Origin of the sequence: Sulfuricurvum sp. (genome assembly GCF_049305995.1) — a bacterium.
GTDB lineage: Bacteria > Campylobacterota > Campylobacteria > Campylobacterales > Sulfurimonadaceae > Sulfuricurvum.
In genome coordinates, this window is record NZ_JBAQPS010000259.1 from 1 (window position 1) to 18,293 (window position 18,293).

Here is an 18,293-nt window from a genome sequence, read left to right on the forward strand (position 1 = left end):
CCATAATTGAAAATAAAGATATTCCAAATACGTCTATTCGTGCCGGTTATATCATGTCTCAAAAATTGCGTGATCACCAATCGTTTCATAGTATTGTTGCATTTGAAAAATACAATGAAAATGATGACTCTGGTGTTCATAAAGGGTTAACGCCATCTTTAATTAGCGGTGCTGGAGAAGATGTTAATCCTGAAATGGTATTAGTAACAGCTTCTAATAAGTCGATTCCGAATCTTAAACTTGATGGTGAATACGTAGCAGTGAGTGGATTTTTCAAGACAGCTATTGCTGAAGCCAATTATCAAATTAAATTGAATGATTCTTGGACATTGACTCCAGGGATTCGCTATTTAAAACAAATAGATGATGGTGCCGGTGCTATCGGTGGTGCTTCATTAAGTGGTGCATTTAAAGGTAACACGACCTTTACAGGTGCGGCTAATGGTTATACTGATCCAAACAGTGCAGATAGTAGTATTATTATGGCACGTTTAGTCGCTGCAAGCGGTCCATTAGAACTTTCAGCCGGATATTCAAAAATTTCTGATGATGCTGATATCATTGCAATGTGGCGTGGATTCCCGACAGGTGGATATACCCGTTCGATGGCTCAAGTTGATTGGATTGCTAATACTAAAAACTGGGCTGTAAAAGCAGTTTATAATTTTGATAAAGCAGGTCTTGTACCAGGATTACTTGTTGCAGCAGATTATGAAAATATGGATTTTGATGATTCTAAAGCATTCACATCAACATTTACTGACAGAAATATTTTCCATGTGGATGCAACGCAAACGTTTAAAACTCTTCCAAATACAGAGTTCAAATTCCGTTTTGCAACGGTTGATGCTGATCCCGCTTATACGAGTGCAACAGTACAAGGAACAGTTGATAACAACTCATACAACGAATACCGTTTCGAAATCAACTACCTCTTCTAAGGGCTGAGTGATGAAAACGTTGTTAGGAACTTTATTATTAGCCGTTACGAGTTTGAGTGCGTATGATTACGCCCTTAAACCGGTACGTGTGACGCAGGATGTTCACTGCTTTTTTGGCAAACCGGAGATTATGGATAAAACCAACAACGGCAACATCGTCAACAGCTGTTATATCGATGCAGGTGAGGGGTACGTCGTCGTCGATACGGGTCCCTCGTATGTGTATGCCCAGTCTGCGTATAACGCAATGAAAAAAATCAAATCCCTCCCCGTTAAACTCGTTATCAACACCCATATCCATGATGATCATTGGTTAGGGAACAACTATTTTACCGAGCAGGGAATTCGTATTTTAGGAACCGATGATTTCAAGGTAAGTGCCGATATGAGCGAGCCTACTCGAATGCAAACTTATATTTCTCCGCAAAGCTATGCTAAAACGAAACCGACGATGCCAACGGAGATGATCAGCAGTGATAGCAATCTCACTATCGGTACTCAAAAGCTACAGCTCATCATCGCCAAACACAAAGCTCATACGGCGAAAGATATGGTTGTTTATGTACCGAAATCCAAAGTACTTGTTGCCGCCGATTTGGTCTTTAATGATCGTCTCCCCTCTGTACGTGGTGGGGATATTAACGGCTGGTTGAGTTCATTGGATGATTTGGATAAATTGGGTGCGGAACATGTTGTTGGGGGCCATGGAAACCGAACTGATAAAAAAGCCGCACAAATGACCAGAGAATATTTTACCCAAATGCGTAATGAAATACGCTCTGCGATTGCCGAGGGGTTGAGCATCGATGATACGATCAAAAAAGTGAGTATGGAGAGCTATCAAAAATACAAACTTTATGAGGGGACACATCGTCATAATGTTGAATCTTCGTATCGAATATTGGAATGGGAGTGATGATGAAACGATTACTATTTTTAGTGTGCTTATTCTCTACCATTGCGTTTGGTGATGTCCGTTTTGCACAGCCAGAGCCCTCTATCGAAAAGCCTCGTGAAGTGGTGATGGGGATAAGTCTAGGAGATGATGAGTCCATCCATCACGGTCTGAGCACCGCGAACAACGTCCTCAAATTTTACGGACCCGAAAAGATCCATTTGCGGATTGTCGCTTATTATCACGGAATCCGTACGTTGCTCAAAAGTGAAAAAGAGATTGCGGTGCGCGTGAGAGCATTACAGCAATACGGTGTTGAATTCGTGGCATGTGGCAACACGATGGAGACGAAAAAGATTAAAGAAGATCAATTAATCGAAGATGTCGAGATTGTTTCGGCAGGGATCGCCGAAGTGATCGAACGCGCCACTGAGGGCGCATTTTACATTCAACCTTAGGAGTTACAACATGAAAATTCTTCTCATTACGATGTTAGCAGGATTCTTATCCCTATTCGGCGGTGATCTTCACCTTTTCAGTGCCCCCAATTCAGATGGCAAGCTCAATGCTAATGTCATAGAAAAAGCGTTAGAGGCGAACGGTTTTGTCATCTCTGCCAACAGTGAAATGAACGGACCGTTTATGAAACAGTTTGGTCAAAGCGACTTTAGCCAGTTTAATCTTTTGACGGCTTACCATAAAGTACACGCTGAGGCTTTAGTAAAAGCTCATCCCGATGCAGGAATTTTTGTTCCGATGGGATTTGGTATCTATCAACGCAGTGGAGATAAAGAGCTACATGTCTCTATCCTCACTGCTACTGCTATGGCAAAGATTGCCGGATTTAAGGCTAAAGAGTTTGCCTTGATCGAAAAAGAGGCGATTGCAACGCTGAAAAAAGCATTGCCAAAAGCAAAAGTTACTATGAGCGAAACCTCCCTTCCTGCCGAGGGAAAATTACTTAGCCGTTATGTAAAAGCCAGCAGTAGCGAGAGTTGGAAGAGCGATAAAGAAGAGACGGAGATGATGATCGAAGACGGTCTTAAACCGGCCGGATTTGTTATGTCTAATTTTACCGATTATAACTTTGCCCTTGGTGAAAAAAGTCCGTTTGATTTTTACGATACTTACTCTATCTGCAAACTCAAAGTGATCTATACAGTGGCGAAAACACGTCCTGAAGCGGCGGCATTTGCACCGTGTACCTTGATGGTGTACAAGAAAAAAGAGGCTAATGAAATCGTGATGGGATTTCCGGGTGTTTATAACTGGATGAGCAGTGCACGTGTGAGTGATCCTGATGGGAAAGCGGCATTAGTACAAGCGCAGAAAGACTTCGAAAGCGTTTTAAAAAGTACTGTTGAGTAAAAGATAATAGTGTTTAACATTAAATTTATACTTTAGGTTTTATACTTTTTAATTATAAAGGTATAAAATGTGCATTCGATTTTTTGTCATAGTCATTTTAAGTACTATTTTCTCTCTTTCACTTATTGCCTCGCCGTCACTTAAAAATAAGAATGAAGCGGTTATCGGAGTATTGGCTTTTCGTTCAAAAGCTAATACTCTCAATGAATGGCAGCCTTTGGCTGCCTATCTTAATAGTAAAATTTCCACATATCATTTTTCAATACGTCCTCTGAGCTATGCTGAGTTTAATGATGCCGCAAAAGCCGATGAACTTGATTTTATGTTTACCAATCCCGAACATTATATCTATCTCTCTGCAAAATATGGTGCAAGTAGAATGGCAACATTGATTCGTGCCAATGTAAGTGGTAAAGAACTGACTGAGTTTGGAGGAGTGATTGTCACCCGTTCGGATCGAAAAGATATCCAAATCCTCTCAGATTTAAAAGGTAAAAATATTGCTGCTGTGGATGAGCTCTCATTGGGAGGGTATTTAGCTCAGCGAGTATTGTTGGAAAAGAATGGAATTGATATTAATGAAGAGTCAACCATTCATTATACTGATATGCCCCATGATAAAGTTATTTATTTAGTGGAAAATGGTTTGTCAGATGTTGGATTTATTCGTACTGGTGTACTGGAGAAAATGGTCAAAGAAGGAAAAATAAACCGTAATGATTTTAAAATTATTCATCCGATAGGAAAATTCCCTCAAGCACTTTCAACCGTTTTGTATCCTGAATGGCCATTTGCATCTTCGAAACATACAGATAGAGTGTTGGCGAACCAAGTGGGCGTGGCTCTTTTAAATCTTCCCTATGGTTCTGAAATCGCCAAAACTGCAGGATACTATGGGTGGAACATTCCTTTGTCGTATGAAGAAATTCGTTCGATGATGCAGGAACTTCGCATTAAGCCTTATGATACTGCTCCAGTATTTTCATTTCAGGATGTTGCTCGACGATATGCTATCTATATCATTATCATAATGAGCGGTGTTATAGCCCTCCTTATTTTTTTAACAACTAAGATGAGACGATTGGCAAATTCTTTACGTTTGAAATCCAAATCCCTTGAAGAGCAAATTGCGATTGTAGAAGAAAATGAAAAATATCTTCGCCGCTCTGCGAGTGTATTCCATAATCTTCGAGAAGGGATTGTCATTACCGATGCCAAAAAAGTGATTATTGATGTTAATGAGGCTTTTGGCGAATTGACCGGGTATGGGCGTGATGAGGTTATAGGGCAAAAACCGATTCTTTTACGTTCGGGGATGCATGATAAACAATTTTATGAAAAACTCGATGAAATGATAGAAACACACGGTTCATGGCGTGGTGAAATATGGAATCGTAAAAAAAATGGTGAACAGTATGCCGAATTTTTACGTATTGATGCGGTACTGGATGAAGAGGGTGTAGTTGAAAATTATATAGGTATTTTCAGTGATATCACCGAATATCTTAAGCGACAAGCACAGTTGCACCATATGGCGAATTATGATCCTCTAACGAATCTTCCGAATCGGCACCTTTTTATGACGTTAGCAGAACAAATTTTATCATTTAGTAAGCGAAAAAATTCAAAAGCAGTTATCTCTTTTTTAGATTTGGATGGATTTAAAACAGTTAATGATGCTTATGGGCATGATATTGGAGATAAAGTATTAAAACAAGCTGCAAATCGATTGGAAAAACAGTTGCGTCATAGTGATGCAATCGCTCGTATCGGAGGGGATGAATTTGTTGTTATATTTAGCGATATTGATTTGATTGATGATGTTGAACCTCTATTTTTACGAATTTTAAATGCTTTACAAGAACCTTTTATAATTAATGGGCATTCAGTAATGATAGGGGCGAGTATTGGTGCTTCGTTGTATCCGGATCATAGTGAAGATGTGGAAGTGCTAGTTCGATACGCTGATACCGCAATGTATCGATCCAAAGCAAATGGACGTAACCAAGTTACATATTACGTACATGAAAATAAAGAATAATAAAATAAAAATGGTATAATCGGGGCATTTATGCCTAAAATTAGGCAATGACAGAGAATGAAATGCCCCAAACTTTAATTGATGCATCACAGCATATTGTTTTAATCGCTCATAAAAATCCTGATGCCGATTCTTTAGGTGCGGCTTGCGCCTTTTACTCTTATCTCCTCCGTACGCAAAAAAAAGTTACTTTATTTTGTGCTTCGACAGAGATTGATCCTCATCTTGCTTTTTTACCGTGGTTTGATAAATTGACCAATCGGTTTCCCAAAGATGCTAATCTAATGATAAGTTTTGATTGTGGTAGTTTTGAGAGGCTTGGCATTGAAACAGAGCTTCCTTTGATTAATTTTGATCATCATCGCAGTAATAATTTTTATGGGTTGATTAATGTGATCAATACGGATGCTATTAGCACTACAGAAGTAGTTTATGATTACTTTGTTACCAATGATATAAAAATGAATGGTAAAATGGCACTTTCACTTTATGCGGGTCTCATCGAAGATTCCAAATGTTTTAGAGCACGTGGATGCAATGTGAAAATTTTTAAGATGGCGTACTCTTTGATCGAATTGGGAGCTAATCATGCGATGTGTATCGAATGGTTATATCACCGTAATTCACTTGCATCACTGCGGATACGAGGAATACTTCTTAAACAAATGAAGCTTTTCGAAGATGGAAGATTAGCTTTATTCGAAGTTCCATTATCATTGCTAGAAGAGACGGGTGCTGTTGTGTCTGAATGTAAAAAAGTACTAGATGAAGCACTTACGATGCGAAATATTCAAGCATCTTTGATGGTATTGGAACAGTCTTTTGGATCGGTAAAACTTTCTTTACGTACAAATGGTATGGTTGATGCTGCAAAAATTATGACTTTATTTGGCGGAGGTGGACATATGCATCGAGCCGGAACGCATTTAAAACAAGATGATTACGATGAGCTTGTAAAAGATATAAAGATGATGATAACAAAGGAGTTGGTGTGAGAAGAAACCGAAACGGTTCGGGAGTCATTGGATGGATATTAGCGGTAGCAGTAATAGGTGCTATTGGATTTATGGCATTCTCTCCAATATTCGAGAGAGAAGAGCCTATTGTGACCCTTTCACATGAGGGGTATTGGAATTTTAAAAATCCGATTCATGTAAATGTTGAAGATGCGAGTGGTCTGAAATCATTGAAAGCAACTCTTTTAACTCCTCATAACGAGTGGGTTGTTGTAGATGAAAATACTCCATCAAAAGTAACAAAAACATCGTTTGATATTCTCCCTCCTAAAGGAGTTCGTCGAGTGGAAGCTGCTTCGGTTACACTCAAAGTTGAAGTAACCGATAATAGCTTATGGGGTTTATTCATGGGGAATACTTTTAAACAAGAATATACGCTTATTATCGATCAGCGCCACCCAAATGTAGCGATTGTCGCGAGTTCCTATAAAATTCAAAAGGGGGGAACCGCAATTGTTATTTTTAAGGCGGAAGACCTTCATATGAAAAGTTTGAAAATTGAGACGAATTTTGGGAAAACCTTTATCGCGCAACCTTTCATGAAAAAGGGATATTATGCCTCTTTAGTAGCATGGCCGGTACAAGAACAAACGTTTAGTGCAACTGTTATCGCTCAGGATTATGCTGGCAATCAAGCACGAAGTACGATACCACTTCGTTTAAAAGACCATGCTTATCGTATTTCAAATATTGAGCTAAGTGACGCATTCTTGGATGGAAAAATCGCTGAGCTTGCAAATGAGTATGAGCAGACTGCCGGAGTAGATGATCGATTGGAACAATTTCGTATCATTAACGAACAAGTACGCGCTGATAACGAAAAAATCATCCATGAAGTTACCTCAAAAGTATCAAAAAACATGGTGAGCGAGTTTAGTCCTCAGCCATTTTATCCATTAGTAAACGGTCAAAAAGTTGCTGACTTCGGAGATCACCGCATTTACAGTTATAAAGGGAAAGAGAATGTAAGTCAAGCGTATCATATGGGGCTTGATTTGGCAAGTATTCACAAGGGAACTATTACCTCTTCGAATGGTGGAAAAGTTGTTTTTTCACAGCCTAATGGTATCTACGGAAATTTGCCGATTATCGATCATGGATTTGGGCTTTATACTTTGTATGGACACTGCTCTGAAGTACATGTTCAAGAGGGTAATATTGCGAAAGCTGCCCAAGAGATTGCTAAAACAGGTTTGAGTGGTTATGCGATGGGAGATCATCTTCATTTTGGAATTTTGGTTCAAGGAATTGAAGTTCGACCGGAAGAGTGGATGGATACTAAATGGATTTATGACAATATCACCAGTGTCATCGAAAGTGCGAAATTCACTATTAATCAACAGTAAAATCGATATAATAAACATTAGATAGTGACACGAGCAAGGAACTAAAAAAATGATGCAAACTACAATTGGTAAAAGTGTTGAGTTGGTAGGGATTGGTTTGCACCGTGGTTCACCTGTAAAATTAAAACTTGAGCCTTTAGGGACGAATAGCGGTATTGTTTTTTATCGCAGTGATGAAGGAGTCTCTATTCCTCTTATTCCTGCTAACGTGGTGGATACCAAAATGGCGACGGTCATCGGGCGTGAGGGGGTCACGATCTCAACCATTGAGCATATGCTCTCAGCAATTTACGCCTACGGTATTGATAACCTTCGCGTTATCGTCGATGCGGATGAGGTTCCTGTGATGGACGGCTCATCGATGAGTTTTTGTATGCTCCTCGAAGAGGCTGGAATCGTTGCCCAAGATGTACCGAAAAAGATTATGCGGATTAAAAAAGAGGTGATTGTTCAAGAGGGAGATAAATATGTCAAATTGATCCCCTCCAATGATATGAACTATGATTTTACGATCAAATTTTCTCACCCCGTTATCGATCAGCAAAGCTATGTGCTAGCATTTACCAAAGAGAACTATAAAAAAGAGATCGCCCGCGCACGAACATTCGGATTTGTCCACGAGGTGCAGTACCTCCGTTCCAAAGGGTTGGCTCTAGGCGGGAGTTTGGAAAATGCAGTGGTGTTGGATGATAAAAAAGTGCTCAATCCAGAAGGGCTTCGTTTCGGAGATGAGTTTGTCCGACATAAAATCCTTGATGCAATCGGAGATATGTCACTCATTGGGATGAATTTTATCGGTAATTACGAAGCATTCGCGGGGAGCCATGATCTCAACCACAAATTGACGTTGGAGCTTCTCAAAGATTCTGCCAATTATGAGATCGTCGAGCTCGCGTACGCAGAGTCAAAAGAGTTGGCAAAAGCGTATGCATGATGCTCTCGTTATCGCACTCGGTTCTCCTGTCCTCGTAGGTATTTACAAAGATGGGAATTTGGTCGAAGAGATACGTTTAGAGGGGATGAGTTCAGATGTACTAGCTGAGATTTTTGATTCCCTTTTACACAAATACACTTTTGCTCATTTGATTTATGCCAAGGGCCCTGGGAGTTTTATGGGGATAAAAGTGACCTATCTTTTTCTGAAAACTCTCAGTATTACGAAAAAAATTCCCTTTTTAGCAACGGATGCGTTCTTTTTTAACCAAAATAGCCCCATCAAAGCAGTAGGAAAGCTCTATTTTGTTAAAAATAGGACAACCATTGAGTTAGAATCGCTAGTCTCACCAGAGATTATTGCCTTTAAACTCCCCCAGTGTATCGATATACAAAATTTTGATTCGGACAATCTCCCTTATTATGGGATTGATGCCGTAGGATAAGGAAATTATTTGTTCGTTAGTGTACCTGCAACGAGTGCGAATTTAGGACCCGGATTTGATTCATTAGGGCTTGCTGTCGATTTGCGTAACCAAGTAGAATTGGTTCCGTCACGTTTTTTTGCTGTTTCCATCAAAGGGGAGGGTGAAAATAATCCCCGCCTAAAAGGGAACAACCTGTTTGTCTCTATTTTCAACGAGCATTACCGTCGTTTGACTCAAAAGCGTCAAAACTTTAAATTTACGTTTTACAACCAAATCCCAATGTCTAGAGGACTTGGTAGCTCTTCAGCGGTCATTGTCAGCGCGATCAGCTGTGCCCATGAAGCCGCAGGGGTAAAAGTCTCCAAGCGTCGTATTTTAAATCATGCGCTTATTTATGAAACACATCCTGATAATATCACTCCGGCAGTTATGGGAGGGTTTAATGCAGCGATGGTGGAGAAACAAAAAGTTTTTTCCCAGCAAAAACATCTCCCTGATTACCTTAAAGCAGTTGTGGTTATTCCCAATAAACCGATTTCAACGGCTAAATCGCGTACAACACTTCCGAAGTCCTACAGTAAAGAGAATGCAGTTTTTAATCTCTCTCATACCGCTGTAACAGTAGGGGCATTTTTTAATGAAGATTGGGAGATGCTTCGTCTTGCAACTCAAGATCGATTTCACCAAAAAGTACGGATGAAGATGTTACCCGAACTCTTTGCCGTGCAAAAAATGGCGTATGAAAATGGAGCACTAATGTCTACGTTATCGGGAAGTGGATCGACTTTTTTTAATATGGTATACGATCAGGATGCTCAAATGTTGGCGGATAAGTTTAAATCGGAGTTTACAGATTTTGAGATTAAAATCTTGGGCTTTGATAATGATGGACTTGTCGTCGAGCGTTAAAAAAGCAAAGTATAGTCTCTTATCCGACGGTGCTTGGCTCCATCGACGTTAAACAATGAAAATAAAAGAAAGTATTGGATATAATGGCGCAAAAGTTACATCAGCCTATACGCATGTGCGTGGTTTGTCGTGAGCGTTTCGCTCAAATTGCACTTTTACGCCTTCAATGTCGCAATGGGGTATTAGAACCTTATGCTAATGAGGGAAGAAGCTTTTATGTATGCCGATCTTGTATCGAGCATAAAAAAACTCCGGGACAGTTGTCTCGTCAATGTAAAAGTGGCGCAACAGTAGAGCTAATGAATCGGTTAAAGGAGATCATCGTTAATGATGGATAAAGTTAGAGTTCATGAAATTGCCAAAGAACTTGGTATTAATTCAAAAGAGGTAGTGGACAAAGCAGCTGCAATGGGGCTCAATGTGAAAACTGCCTCCAGTTCGGTTTCGATCGAAGAAGCTGAGCAAATCATGAACTATATCATGAGCGGTGCATCTACTGAGAGCAGTACACCAAAGTCTTCTCCTAAAGCTAGTGTAGCTGAAGAAACTTCTGTTGCGAGCGTATCTCAAGCAGAAAGTGCAGTAGTGGTAATTATAGACGAGGTAAAAGAAGAAGTCTCAGATGAAGTATTGCCGGTAGAAGAAGCACCGAAGCGCTCTGGACTAAAAATCGTCAAGAAAAAACGTCCAGTTGAAGAAGAGATAGTTGTTCCTGTACGTCAAGAAAGTACACATATCTCAAGTTACGGAAAATTAAGTGAGCAAGCTCAACGTGAGTTAGAAGCTAAGCGCATGAAAAAAGTGCAAAGCAATAATGCTCCGGTTCAGAAAAAAGATCAAGGGGTGCGCCTTGATATTTTCGGCGGAGGAATTTCTGATATCTCTATGGATTACGAAGAAGATCAAGTCGTATTGATGGATTTTAATGATTTGGGTGCAAATCTGCCACCGGAAGAAGAGCAAAAACCAAAAGAGAAAAAACCGATCGGTCGTAACGCAGGTAAAAAACAAGGTTCAAACCGCAATAAACCACGGCAAGTTTCTCGTGAAGCTCGTAAGCGTTATACCAAAGATGTTAAAGAAGACGAAGTCATTACTCACGTTGAAATCGCAGAAGATGTCCGTGTTTATGAGTTCGCTGAAAAAGTAGGTCAGACTATATCTGCCGTAATCAAAGTTCTATTTGATCTTGGAATGATGGTGACGAAAAATGACTTCCTCGGTAAAGATGAAATCGAAATCTTGGCAAGTGAGTTCGGTGTTGAAGTAACCACCATCGATCCAAAAGATGCCTTTAATCTCGAAACTGCTTATGATGAAGAGCACGAAGACAGTGAAGGCTCTGTTGAGCGTCCTCCGGTTATCACGATCATGGGTCATGTTGACCATGGTAAAACCTCTCTTCTTGATGCGATCCGTAATGCAAAAGTAGCCCACGGCGAAGCGGGTGGAATCACTCAGCACATCGGTGCCTACTCAGTAGAGCAAAAAGGGAAGTTGATTACGTTCCTCGATACTCCGGGGCATGAGGCGTTTAGTGCGATGCGTTCACGCGGTGCACAACTTACCGACATTATCGTTATCGTTGTTGCGGCAGATGATGGGGTTAAACCTCAAACCCGCGAATCGGTTCAACACGCCAAAGAGGCTAAAGTTCCGGTTATTGTTGCGGTGAACAAAATGGACAAGCCGGGTGCTAATCCGGACATGGTTAAAGCACAAATGGCAGAGCTTGGATTGAACCCTACAGAGTGGGGTGGAGATGTCGAGTTTGTCGGTGTTTCAGCGAAAGCTATGACGGGGATCGATGAGCTTTTAGAAGCGATCTTGCTCCAATCTGAAGTAATGGAACTTACAGCAAACCCTGATGTTATGGCAAAAGCGGTCGTTGTTGAGTCTACACTTGAAAAAGGACGTGGACCGGTTGCGACCGTTATCGTTCAAAACGGAACGCTCCGTGTCGGTGATAACATCGTGTGCGGTGGTGCTTACGGGCGTGTTCGTGCACTCATTAGTGATCGTAAAGCACAACTTCAACACATCGGACCGAGTCAAACTGCCGTTGTTGTCGGACTTAGCGATGTACCGCCATCAGGCGAAGTGATGATGGTAATGGAGAGTGATCGTGAAGCGCGTGAAGTAGCACAAAAACGTGCTGAGTATGATCGTCACCGCGAACTCTCATTGAGTACCAAAGCATCGTTTGATGATTTGACTTCGTTGATTGCTGAGGGTCGTATCAAGGCTCTTAAAGTGGTTCTTAAAACCGACGTTCACGGATCTCTCGAAGCGATTAAATCGGCTCTTGCAGAATTGCGTAACGAAGAAGTAAAAGTTGAAGTGATCTCCAGTGGCGTCGGTGGAATTACCGAAAATGACATTGCTTTGGTAAACAACAGTGAAAACTGCGCCCTTCTTGGGTTCAATGTCCGTCCTACGGGTAATGTCAATGCGATGGCAAAACAAATGGGTGTAGAGATCAAAACCTACTCTATCATTTATCAGTTGATTGATGATGTTAAATTGTTGCTCGGTGGTATGATGGCACCGCAATTCCGTGAAGAAAACACGGGTCAAGCGGAAGTTCGTGATACGTTCCCAATGCCTAAAGGTGCAGGAACCATCGCAGGATGTGTCGTCGTTGACGGTAAACTCGTACGCGGCGGAATGGTTCGCGTTATCCGTGAGGGTGTTGTTATCCATGAGGGCGATCTCACCTCTCTTCGACGTTTCAAAGACGATGTCAAAGAGGTTGGTAAAGGATTTGATTGTGGTGTTGTTCTGAACGGTTACACCGATGTCAAAGTGGGTGACGTTATCGAAACCTTCAAAAAAATCGAGACAAAAGTATCCCTGTGACGCCGGCACAAATCAAAATCAAACGTACGGAATCGATTCTCAAAGAGTTGATCCCCGAAGCGATCAGCCAACTCTCCGATGCGCGTGTGCGTGAAGTGGATGTTATCGATGTTCATTGTTCACGTGGACGAAGCGATGCAAAAGTCTATCTTGATCCTCATCACTACACTCCTCAAGAGCAAGCCATCTTTTTAAAACTGCTTGAAAAAGCCCGTCCGATTATCGAAGAGCATTGTATGAAAGATCAAGGGTGGTTTCGTAGCCCCCGTATGACTTTCGTGTTTGATGATACCCTCAAACGAAGCCAAAATATCGAGGCGTTGTTCGCCCAAATCGCCAAGGAGAAAAAAGATGAGTCTTGAATCTGACATCAAAAAAATGGTTGAATCCATCGGCTTATCCCTCTACGATACTGCCGTATTGAATGAAAATGAGAATACTATTTTTCGTGTTAGTGTTACGGCACCGGGTGGAGTAACGCTCAACCAATGTGCTGAACTTACCCATCTCATCAATCCGTTACTAGACGTTACCTCTCCGGTAAGCGGTGAATATCGTCTCGAAGTAAGCTCCCCCGGTATTGAGCGTCGTCTCAAAACACTAGAACACTTTATTCAATCGGTGGGTGAAAAAGTTGCTTTGAGTACACTTTCTAAAGAAAAATTTGAGGGTGAAATGATCGGTGTCGAAAACGATGAGATTATTTTAATGACCAAAGAAAACGGTGAGCAAAAAATCCCTTTCCGCTCGATCAGCAAGGCTAAAACCTACTTCGAGTGGTAATGAAAACCACCGCACTTCATGCTATGAAACTCGCGCTCGAAGCAGCGTGGGAGTATCAACTCCTCACTTTTCCTAATCCTGCTGTCGGTGCAGTATGTATTTCACGTGATGGAACAATCCTATCATACGGTGCGCATAAAATCGCGGGTGGTCCTCACGCAGAAGTCTACGCTCTGCGCGATGCCTATACGATTCTATCAACTGATAACACTATCGCCGAGTGCGATGATTCTCATGTTATACACGATTATCTCCGAACCCATCACAATGGCATTTTTAAAACGATTTCTATGGCGGTGACATTGGAACCGTGCTCTCACAGAGGAAAAACCCCATCCTGTGCATTACTCATCCGAGATTTGGGCGTTAAAGAGCTTTTTATTTCCTGTGAAGACCCTAATCCTGAAGCGGCAAACGGTGGTAAAATCCTCGAAGATGCAGGAATTAAATGCACTTTTGGGGTGATGAAGAGCGAGGGGAATGCTCTATTGGAACCTTTTATCCAGTGGCAAAATAATCCCTTTGTATTTTTCAAATGGGCACAGCGACTTGATGGGACGATTGATAAGGGGACGATCAGCTCAGAGAGCTCACGTGCGCACATGCATACTCTGCGTGATCGGTGTGACCTAATTGTTATTGGCGGAAATACGGTACGCACTGATCGTCCAACGCTCGATGCACGGCTGGTAGAGGGCAAAGCACCCGATATACTTATTTATTCCCACAACGATGATTTTGACCGATTGATTCCCCTTTTTAGCGTACCGAATCGGAATGTTTTTGTTGAATCGTCGCTGGAAAAAATAAACGGATACCGATTGGTGATGATCGAGGGGGGTGCGGGGATGATGGAAGCCGCATCAAAGGTTGCAAATTGGTATCTCAGTTACATTGCACCCAAAATTGGTGGAGGATCACAAACTCTTGGCATTATACAAGAGGATTTTGAGGTAATGAACGCTAAAATCACTGACAATATTATCCTTTGGATGAAGAAAAAATAGGACTATTTATGACCAAACAAGAGAAAATCGTATCGATGTTCAACGATATAGCTCCGACGTATGATCGTGCTAATCGAGTGCTCAGTATGGGTATCGATACCTTTTGGCGTCGCAAAGCGTGCGATTTGGCATTTGGTTATTGCCCCAGCAAAAAAATTGATTCCATCGTTGATGTTGCTTGCGGTACGGGTGATATGATGGGGTATTGGAAACGCCGTGCCGATAAAGCGGGATTGAGTGTTGATCGTATTGTCGGTATTGATCCAAGTGAGGGGATGGTGAGTGTAGGGCGTGAAAAGTTTCCGGATATGTCATTTCACATTGCCCCAGCGACAGAACTTCCAAAAAAGGACAGTTCGGCCGATATCATCAGCATATCCTATGGAATCCGCAATGTCGTAGAGCGCCAAGAGGGACTCCATGAATTTAACCGTGTCCTTAAACCGGGTGGACTTGTCGTTATTTTAGAATTTATGAAGAATGAAAACCCCTCAATGCTCGGAAAAGTACGTGATTGGTATATGAACAACATCCTTCCCCGTATCGGCGGATTGATCTCCAACAACTACGAAGCGTACCGCTATCTACCTGACTCTATCGAAGGTTTTTTAACCGTCGCCAAGATGAGAGCTGAACTCGAAGAAGCGGGTTTTGAGATGCTCTATAGCAAAAGCTTTTCGATGGATATTTCGACCTTGATGATCGCCCGTAAAAAGTAATAGTGTGGCTTCTACTCTCAGTGTCAGTAGTCTTAACGAACAGATCAAGACCCTTTTAGAGACCTCCTTTGAATTCGTCAGTGTTGAGGGGGAACTCTCCCGTGTCACCAAACACGGCAGCGGACATATCTATTTCACCCTCAAAGACAACGATTCCGCCATCAAATGTGTCATGTTCAAGGGCAACGCCGCACGCTTGAAGTTTTCTCTCGAAGAGGGAGCGCATATCATCCTACACGGGGCACTCTCTCTCTACAAACCGCGCGGAGAATATCAGATCAATGCATTCAGTGCCGAACCCTACGGTGCGGGGGCTTTGGCGGTAGCATTCGAGCAACTCAAACAAAAGTTAGAATCAAAAGGGTACTTCGATCCAACCCGTAAAAAAAGCTTTCCTAAATTCCCCCAAACGATTATTTTAGTCACCTCCGCAACAGGTGCAGCATTGCAAGATATGCAGAGAGTCGCATCTGGGCGATGGCCACTGGTCAAACTCATCGTTTTGGATGTATTGGTTCAGGGTTCGAGTGCGGCGGGACAAATAGCCGATGCGCTAAGATATGCCGATACCTTAAACGCGGATGCAGTCGTTGTCGGACGGGGCGGTGGAAGTATCGAAGATTTATGGGCGTTTAACGAAGAGATTGTTGCAGATGCACTTTTCGCCATGAGCACTCCCGTAATGTCGGCGGTGGGTCATGAGATCGATTGGGTAATCAGCGACTACGTGTGTGATATGCGCGCCCCGACACCGAGCGCCGCAATGCAGATGCTTCTCCCCGATCAAAACGAACTATCTCAAAGTATCGATGAGATTCGATACAGTGCTTATGGAATGATTACTCAGAGATTGGAGCGTAAACGTGAACAGCTCCTCTCGATGCAAGAGGCATTTAAACGTCATGGAGTAGAACATCGTTTAGAGGTACAAAGCGAGCTGGTCAAAGAGCTGAGAGAACGTTTAAATCGACAGATGACACAACGGTTAGAGCAAAGCCGACGAGAGATTACACCGTTGATGGAGCGGCTAACGCAGAGTATCGAATCGACATTGCGACAAAAGCTGTTTATGATGACACAACTCACCGAAAGTTTTAGTGCCAATCACCCGAAGAATAAAAATAAAAGCGGATTTGCGCAGATCGCCCGAGAGGGGAAAGTGATCGATTTGGATGTGTTGAGCGTTGGGGATCGGTTTGATGCGATGAATGATACAATTACGGTAACATCGGAGGTTGTGAATATTACTCGCCATACCCAAAGGGCACAAGAACCTCTGTGAGGTCTTCGGGCTTAACTCCGTCATCTTTACTTTCACTTGTAGAGTGGAAGCGAGAGAGAATGTTAGTTGGTAAACAATTACATTATAAAAAGGCTTATAGATGTCGAGAGTGATTTCTCCACCAATTGAACAACATGATAAGCTACGACAACCACTTACAAGAGGCGAAAAACTTGTGTTTGATTTGTTTAACAAATTATTACCAATAGAATGGGAAATATATATTCAACCACATTTAAACGGTCTACGTCCAGATTTTGTTTTACTTCATCCAAAAGTAGGGATAGCCGTATTTGAAATAAAAGACTGGAATATAAATGCTATGGAATATAGTGTTAATTCACGAGATAATAAATCTCCTATTCTTATTGGAAAAAAGAATGGTGAAGATTTTTCTCTTCAATCTCAAAATCCAATAGAAAAAATTAATATTTACAAAAAAGAACTTCATGAATTATATTGTCCACGTCTAAATCAAAAAGCTGGATTTGCTGTCATTACAGCAGGTGTAATATTTCCTTTTGCTAAAGAAGAAGAAATTAAAAAACTATTTCATAAGAGTTTAGAATATAGAAATATGCTTGATCATTCAGATTACTATCCATTAACAGGTCTTGAATCAATTCATTCAAAAAATCTAAATAATATTTTTCCAGCAAGTAAATGGCAAACTTCTAAATATATGAATGAAGTTTTAGCAAATGATTTAAGAAGTTGGCTAGTTGAACCTGACTTTTCGGCATTGCAAAGAGAACCTATTGATTTGGATACTGAACAGCGTGCATTTGTTACTTCAAGAACAAAATCAGGTTATCGTAGAATAAAAGGTGCTGCTGGGTCAGGAAAGTCATTAGTGTTAGCTGCGAGGGCTGCAGAGTTATTGGGTCAAGGAAAACAGGTATTAGTAATAACATTTAATATCACACTTCTGCACTATTTAATGGATATTGCTGTCCGTTGGCCACAATCATCTGGTAAAACAAGAAAAGATATTACTTGGTTAAATTATCATTCATGGTGTAAAAGGGTATGTCAAGAAAATGATTTTATAGCAGAGTACGATAGTCTAGGTTGGTCTGATAATTTGAAAGGGGTGTTAAGTTATGAGCTTCCTAGCCTTGTATCCCATATACTTGATAATGATTTAGACTATATAACACAAAAATACGATGCAATTTTAGTTGATGAAGGGCAAGATTTCTTACCAAATTGGTGGGATAGTTTGAGAAAAGTATGTAAAATAGATGGAGAGATGCTTTTAGTAGCAGATGCGACTCAAGATATATATGATACTGCTCAATCGTGGACTGATGAAGCAATGACTGGTGCCGGTTTTTCTGGGTCATGGGCAGAATTAAAAATTAGCCATAGACTGCCTCCTACATTATTAAAATATGTAGGAGAATTTGCTAATAATTTTTTACCTAAAAACACAATTGATTTACCAACTTCTAAACAAGGTGAGTTAGACTTGTTTCCCTGTACTCTTAAATGGGTACAGACAAATATAGCTTTATCTACTAATGTAATTACGGAAGAATTATTAGCATTTGCAAGTTCTTCTGAAAGTATAATTGCTATCCCTGATATCACTTTTTTATGTGATAGTAGTAAAAAAGGCTTAGAAGTAGTATCTAAACTGGGTACGAAAGGGATTAAAACTGTTCATACATATGATGAAAACTTACAAGAATCTCGTCGAAAGAAAATGGGATTCTACATGGGTGATGCTAGGATAAAAGCTACTACATTACATAGTTTTAAAG

Annotated in this window: 18 protein-coding genes; all 18 read left to right on the forward strand. The window is 41.1% G+C overall.

Annotation, left to right across the window (positions count from 1 at the left end; translation table 11 throughout):
- Window positions 1-941: OprD family outer membrane porin (locus WA010_RS08860; protein WP_422556768.1), on the forward strand; the 941-nt coding region annotated here is incomplete at its 5' end.
- Between the two features lie 10 nt (window positions 942-951).
- Window positions 952-1,857 (forward strand): MBL fold metallo-hydrolase, encoded by a 906-nt coding sequence (locus tag WA010_RS08865; protein WP_422556769.1) that lies wholly within the window; start codon window positions 952-954, stop codon window positions 1,855-1,857.
- Between the two features lie 2 nt (window positions 1,858-1,859).
- A complete protein-coding gene (locus tag WA010_RS08870) occupies window positions 1,860-2,294 on the forward strand; it encodes a DsrE family protein (protein WP_422556770.1) in 435 nt (144 codons plus the stop codon).
- A gap of 10 nt (window positions 2,295-2,304) precedes the next feature.
- Window positions 2,305-3,204 carry a DUF302 domain-containing protein gene (locus tag WA010_RS08875; protein WP_422556771.1) on the forward strand — a complete coding sequence of 300 codons (900 nt, stop codon included), beginning with the start codon at window positions 2,305-2,307 and terminating at the stop codon, window positions 3,202-3,204.
- A 67-nt stretch (window positions 3,205-3,271) separates the two neighbouring features.
- A complete protein-coding gene (locus tag WA010_RS08880) occupies window positions 3,272-5,245 on the forward strand; it encodes a PhnD/SsuA/transferrin family substrate-binding protein (RefSeq protein ID WP_422556772.1) in 1,974 nt (657 codons plus the stop codon).
- A gap of 62 nt (window positions 5,246-5,307) precedes the next feature.
- Window positions 5,308-6,240, forward strand: coding sequence for a DHH family phosphoesterase (locus tag WA010_RS08885; protein ID WP_422556773.1), 933 nt, complete (start codon window positions 5,308-5,310; stop codon window positions 6,238-6,240).
- A complete protein-coding gene (locus tag WA010_RS08890) occupies window positions 6,237-7,607 on the forward strand; it encodes a M23 family metallopeptidase (protein ID WP_422556774.1) in 1,371 nt (456 codons plus the stop codon). Before WA010_RS08885 ends, WA010_RS08890 begins: the two co-directional genes overlap by 4 nt.
- A 49-nt stretch (window positions 7,608-7,656) precedes the next feature.
- Complete coding sequence (gene lpxC, locus WA010_RS08895; RefSeq protein WP_422556775.1) at window positions 7,657-8,541, forward strand: UDP-3-O-acyl-N-acetylglucosamine deacetylase; 885 nt, start codon at window positions 7,657-7,659, stop codon at window positions 8,539-8,541.
- Entirely contained in the window at window positions 8,534-8,986 is a 453-nt protein-coding gene (locus tag WA010_RS08900) for a hypothetical protein (protein ID WP_422556776.1), read from the forward strand. The genes lpxC and WA010_RS08900 overlap by 8 nt, the downstream gene beginning before the upstream one ends.
- A gap of 9 nt (window positions 8,987-8,995) precedes the next feature.
- Window positions 8,996-9,877, forward strand: coding sequence for a homoserine kinase (gene thrB / locus WA010_RS08905; protein ID WP_422556777.1), 882 nt, complete (start codon window positions 8,996-8,998; stop codon window positions 9,875-9,877).
- Between the two features lie 83 nt (window positions 9,878-9,960).
- Window positions 9,961-10,215, forward strand: a complete 255-nt coding sequence (locus WA010_RS08910) for a DUF448 domain-containing protein (protein WP_422556778.1) — start codon at window positions 9,961-9,963, stop codon at window positions 10,213-10,215.
- On the forward strand, window positions 10,205-12,736 hold the full coding sequence (gene infB / locus WA010_RS08915; RefSeq protein ID WP_422556779.1) for a translation initiation factor IF-2: 2,532 nt from the start codon (window positions 10,205-10,207) through the stop codon (window positions 12,734-12,736). Before WA010_RS08910 ends, infB begins: the two co-directional genes overlap by 11 nt.
- A complete protein-coding gene (gene rbfA, locus WA010_RS08920; protein ID WP_422556780.1) occupies window positions 12,733-13,098 on the forward strand; it encodes a 30S ribosome-binding factor RbfA in 366 nt (121 codons plus the stop codon). The genes infB and rbfA overlap by 4 nt, the downstream gene beginning before the upstream one ends.
- Window positions 13,088-13,519 (forward strand): ribosome maturation factor RimP, encoded by a 432-nt coding sequence (locus tag WA010_RS08925; protein WP_422556781.1) that lies wholly within the window; start codon window positions 13,088-13,090, stop codon window positions 13,517-13,519. Before rbfA ends, WA010_RS08925 begins: the two co-directional genes overlap by 11 nt.
- Complete coding sequence (gene ribD, locus WA010_RS08930; protein WP_422556782.1) at window positions 13,519-14,526, forward strand: bifunctional diaminohydroxyphosphoribosylaminopyrimidine deaminase/5-amino-6-(5-phosphoribosylamino)uracil reductase RibD; 1,008 nt, start codon at window positions 13,519-13,521, stop codon at window positions 14,524-14,526. The genes WA010_RS08925 and ribD overlap by 1 nt, the downstream gene beginning before the upstream one ends.
- A gap of 8 nt (window positions 14,527-14,534) precedes the next feature.
- Complete coding sequence (gene ubiE / locus WA010_RS08935) at window positions 14,535-15,245, forward strand: bifunctional demethylmenaquinone methyltransferase/2-methoxy-6-polyprenyl-1,4-benzoquinol methylase UbiE (protein WP_422556783.1); 711 nt, start codon at window positions 14,535-14,537, stop codon at window positions 15,243-15,245.
- Window positions 15,246-15,249: 4 nt separating this feature from the next.
- Window positions 15,250-16,527: an exodeoxyribonuclease VII large subunit gene (gene xseA / locus WA010_RS08940; RefSeq protein WP_422556784.1), complete on the forward strand. Its 1,278-nt coding sequence runs from the start codon at window positions 15,250-15,252 to the stop codon at window positions 16,525-16,527.
- 100 nt (window positions 16,528-16,627) lie between these two features.
- Window positions 16,628-18,293: NERD domain-containing protein (locus WA010_RS08945; RefSeq protein WP_422556785.1), on the forward strand; the 1,666-nt coding region annotated here is incomplete at its 3' end.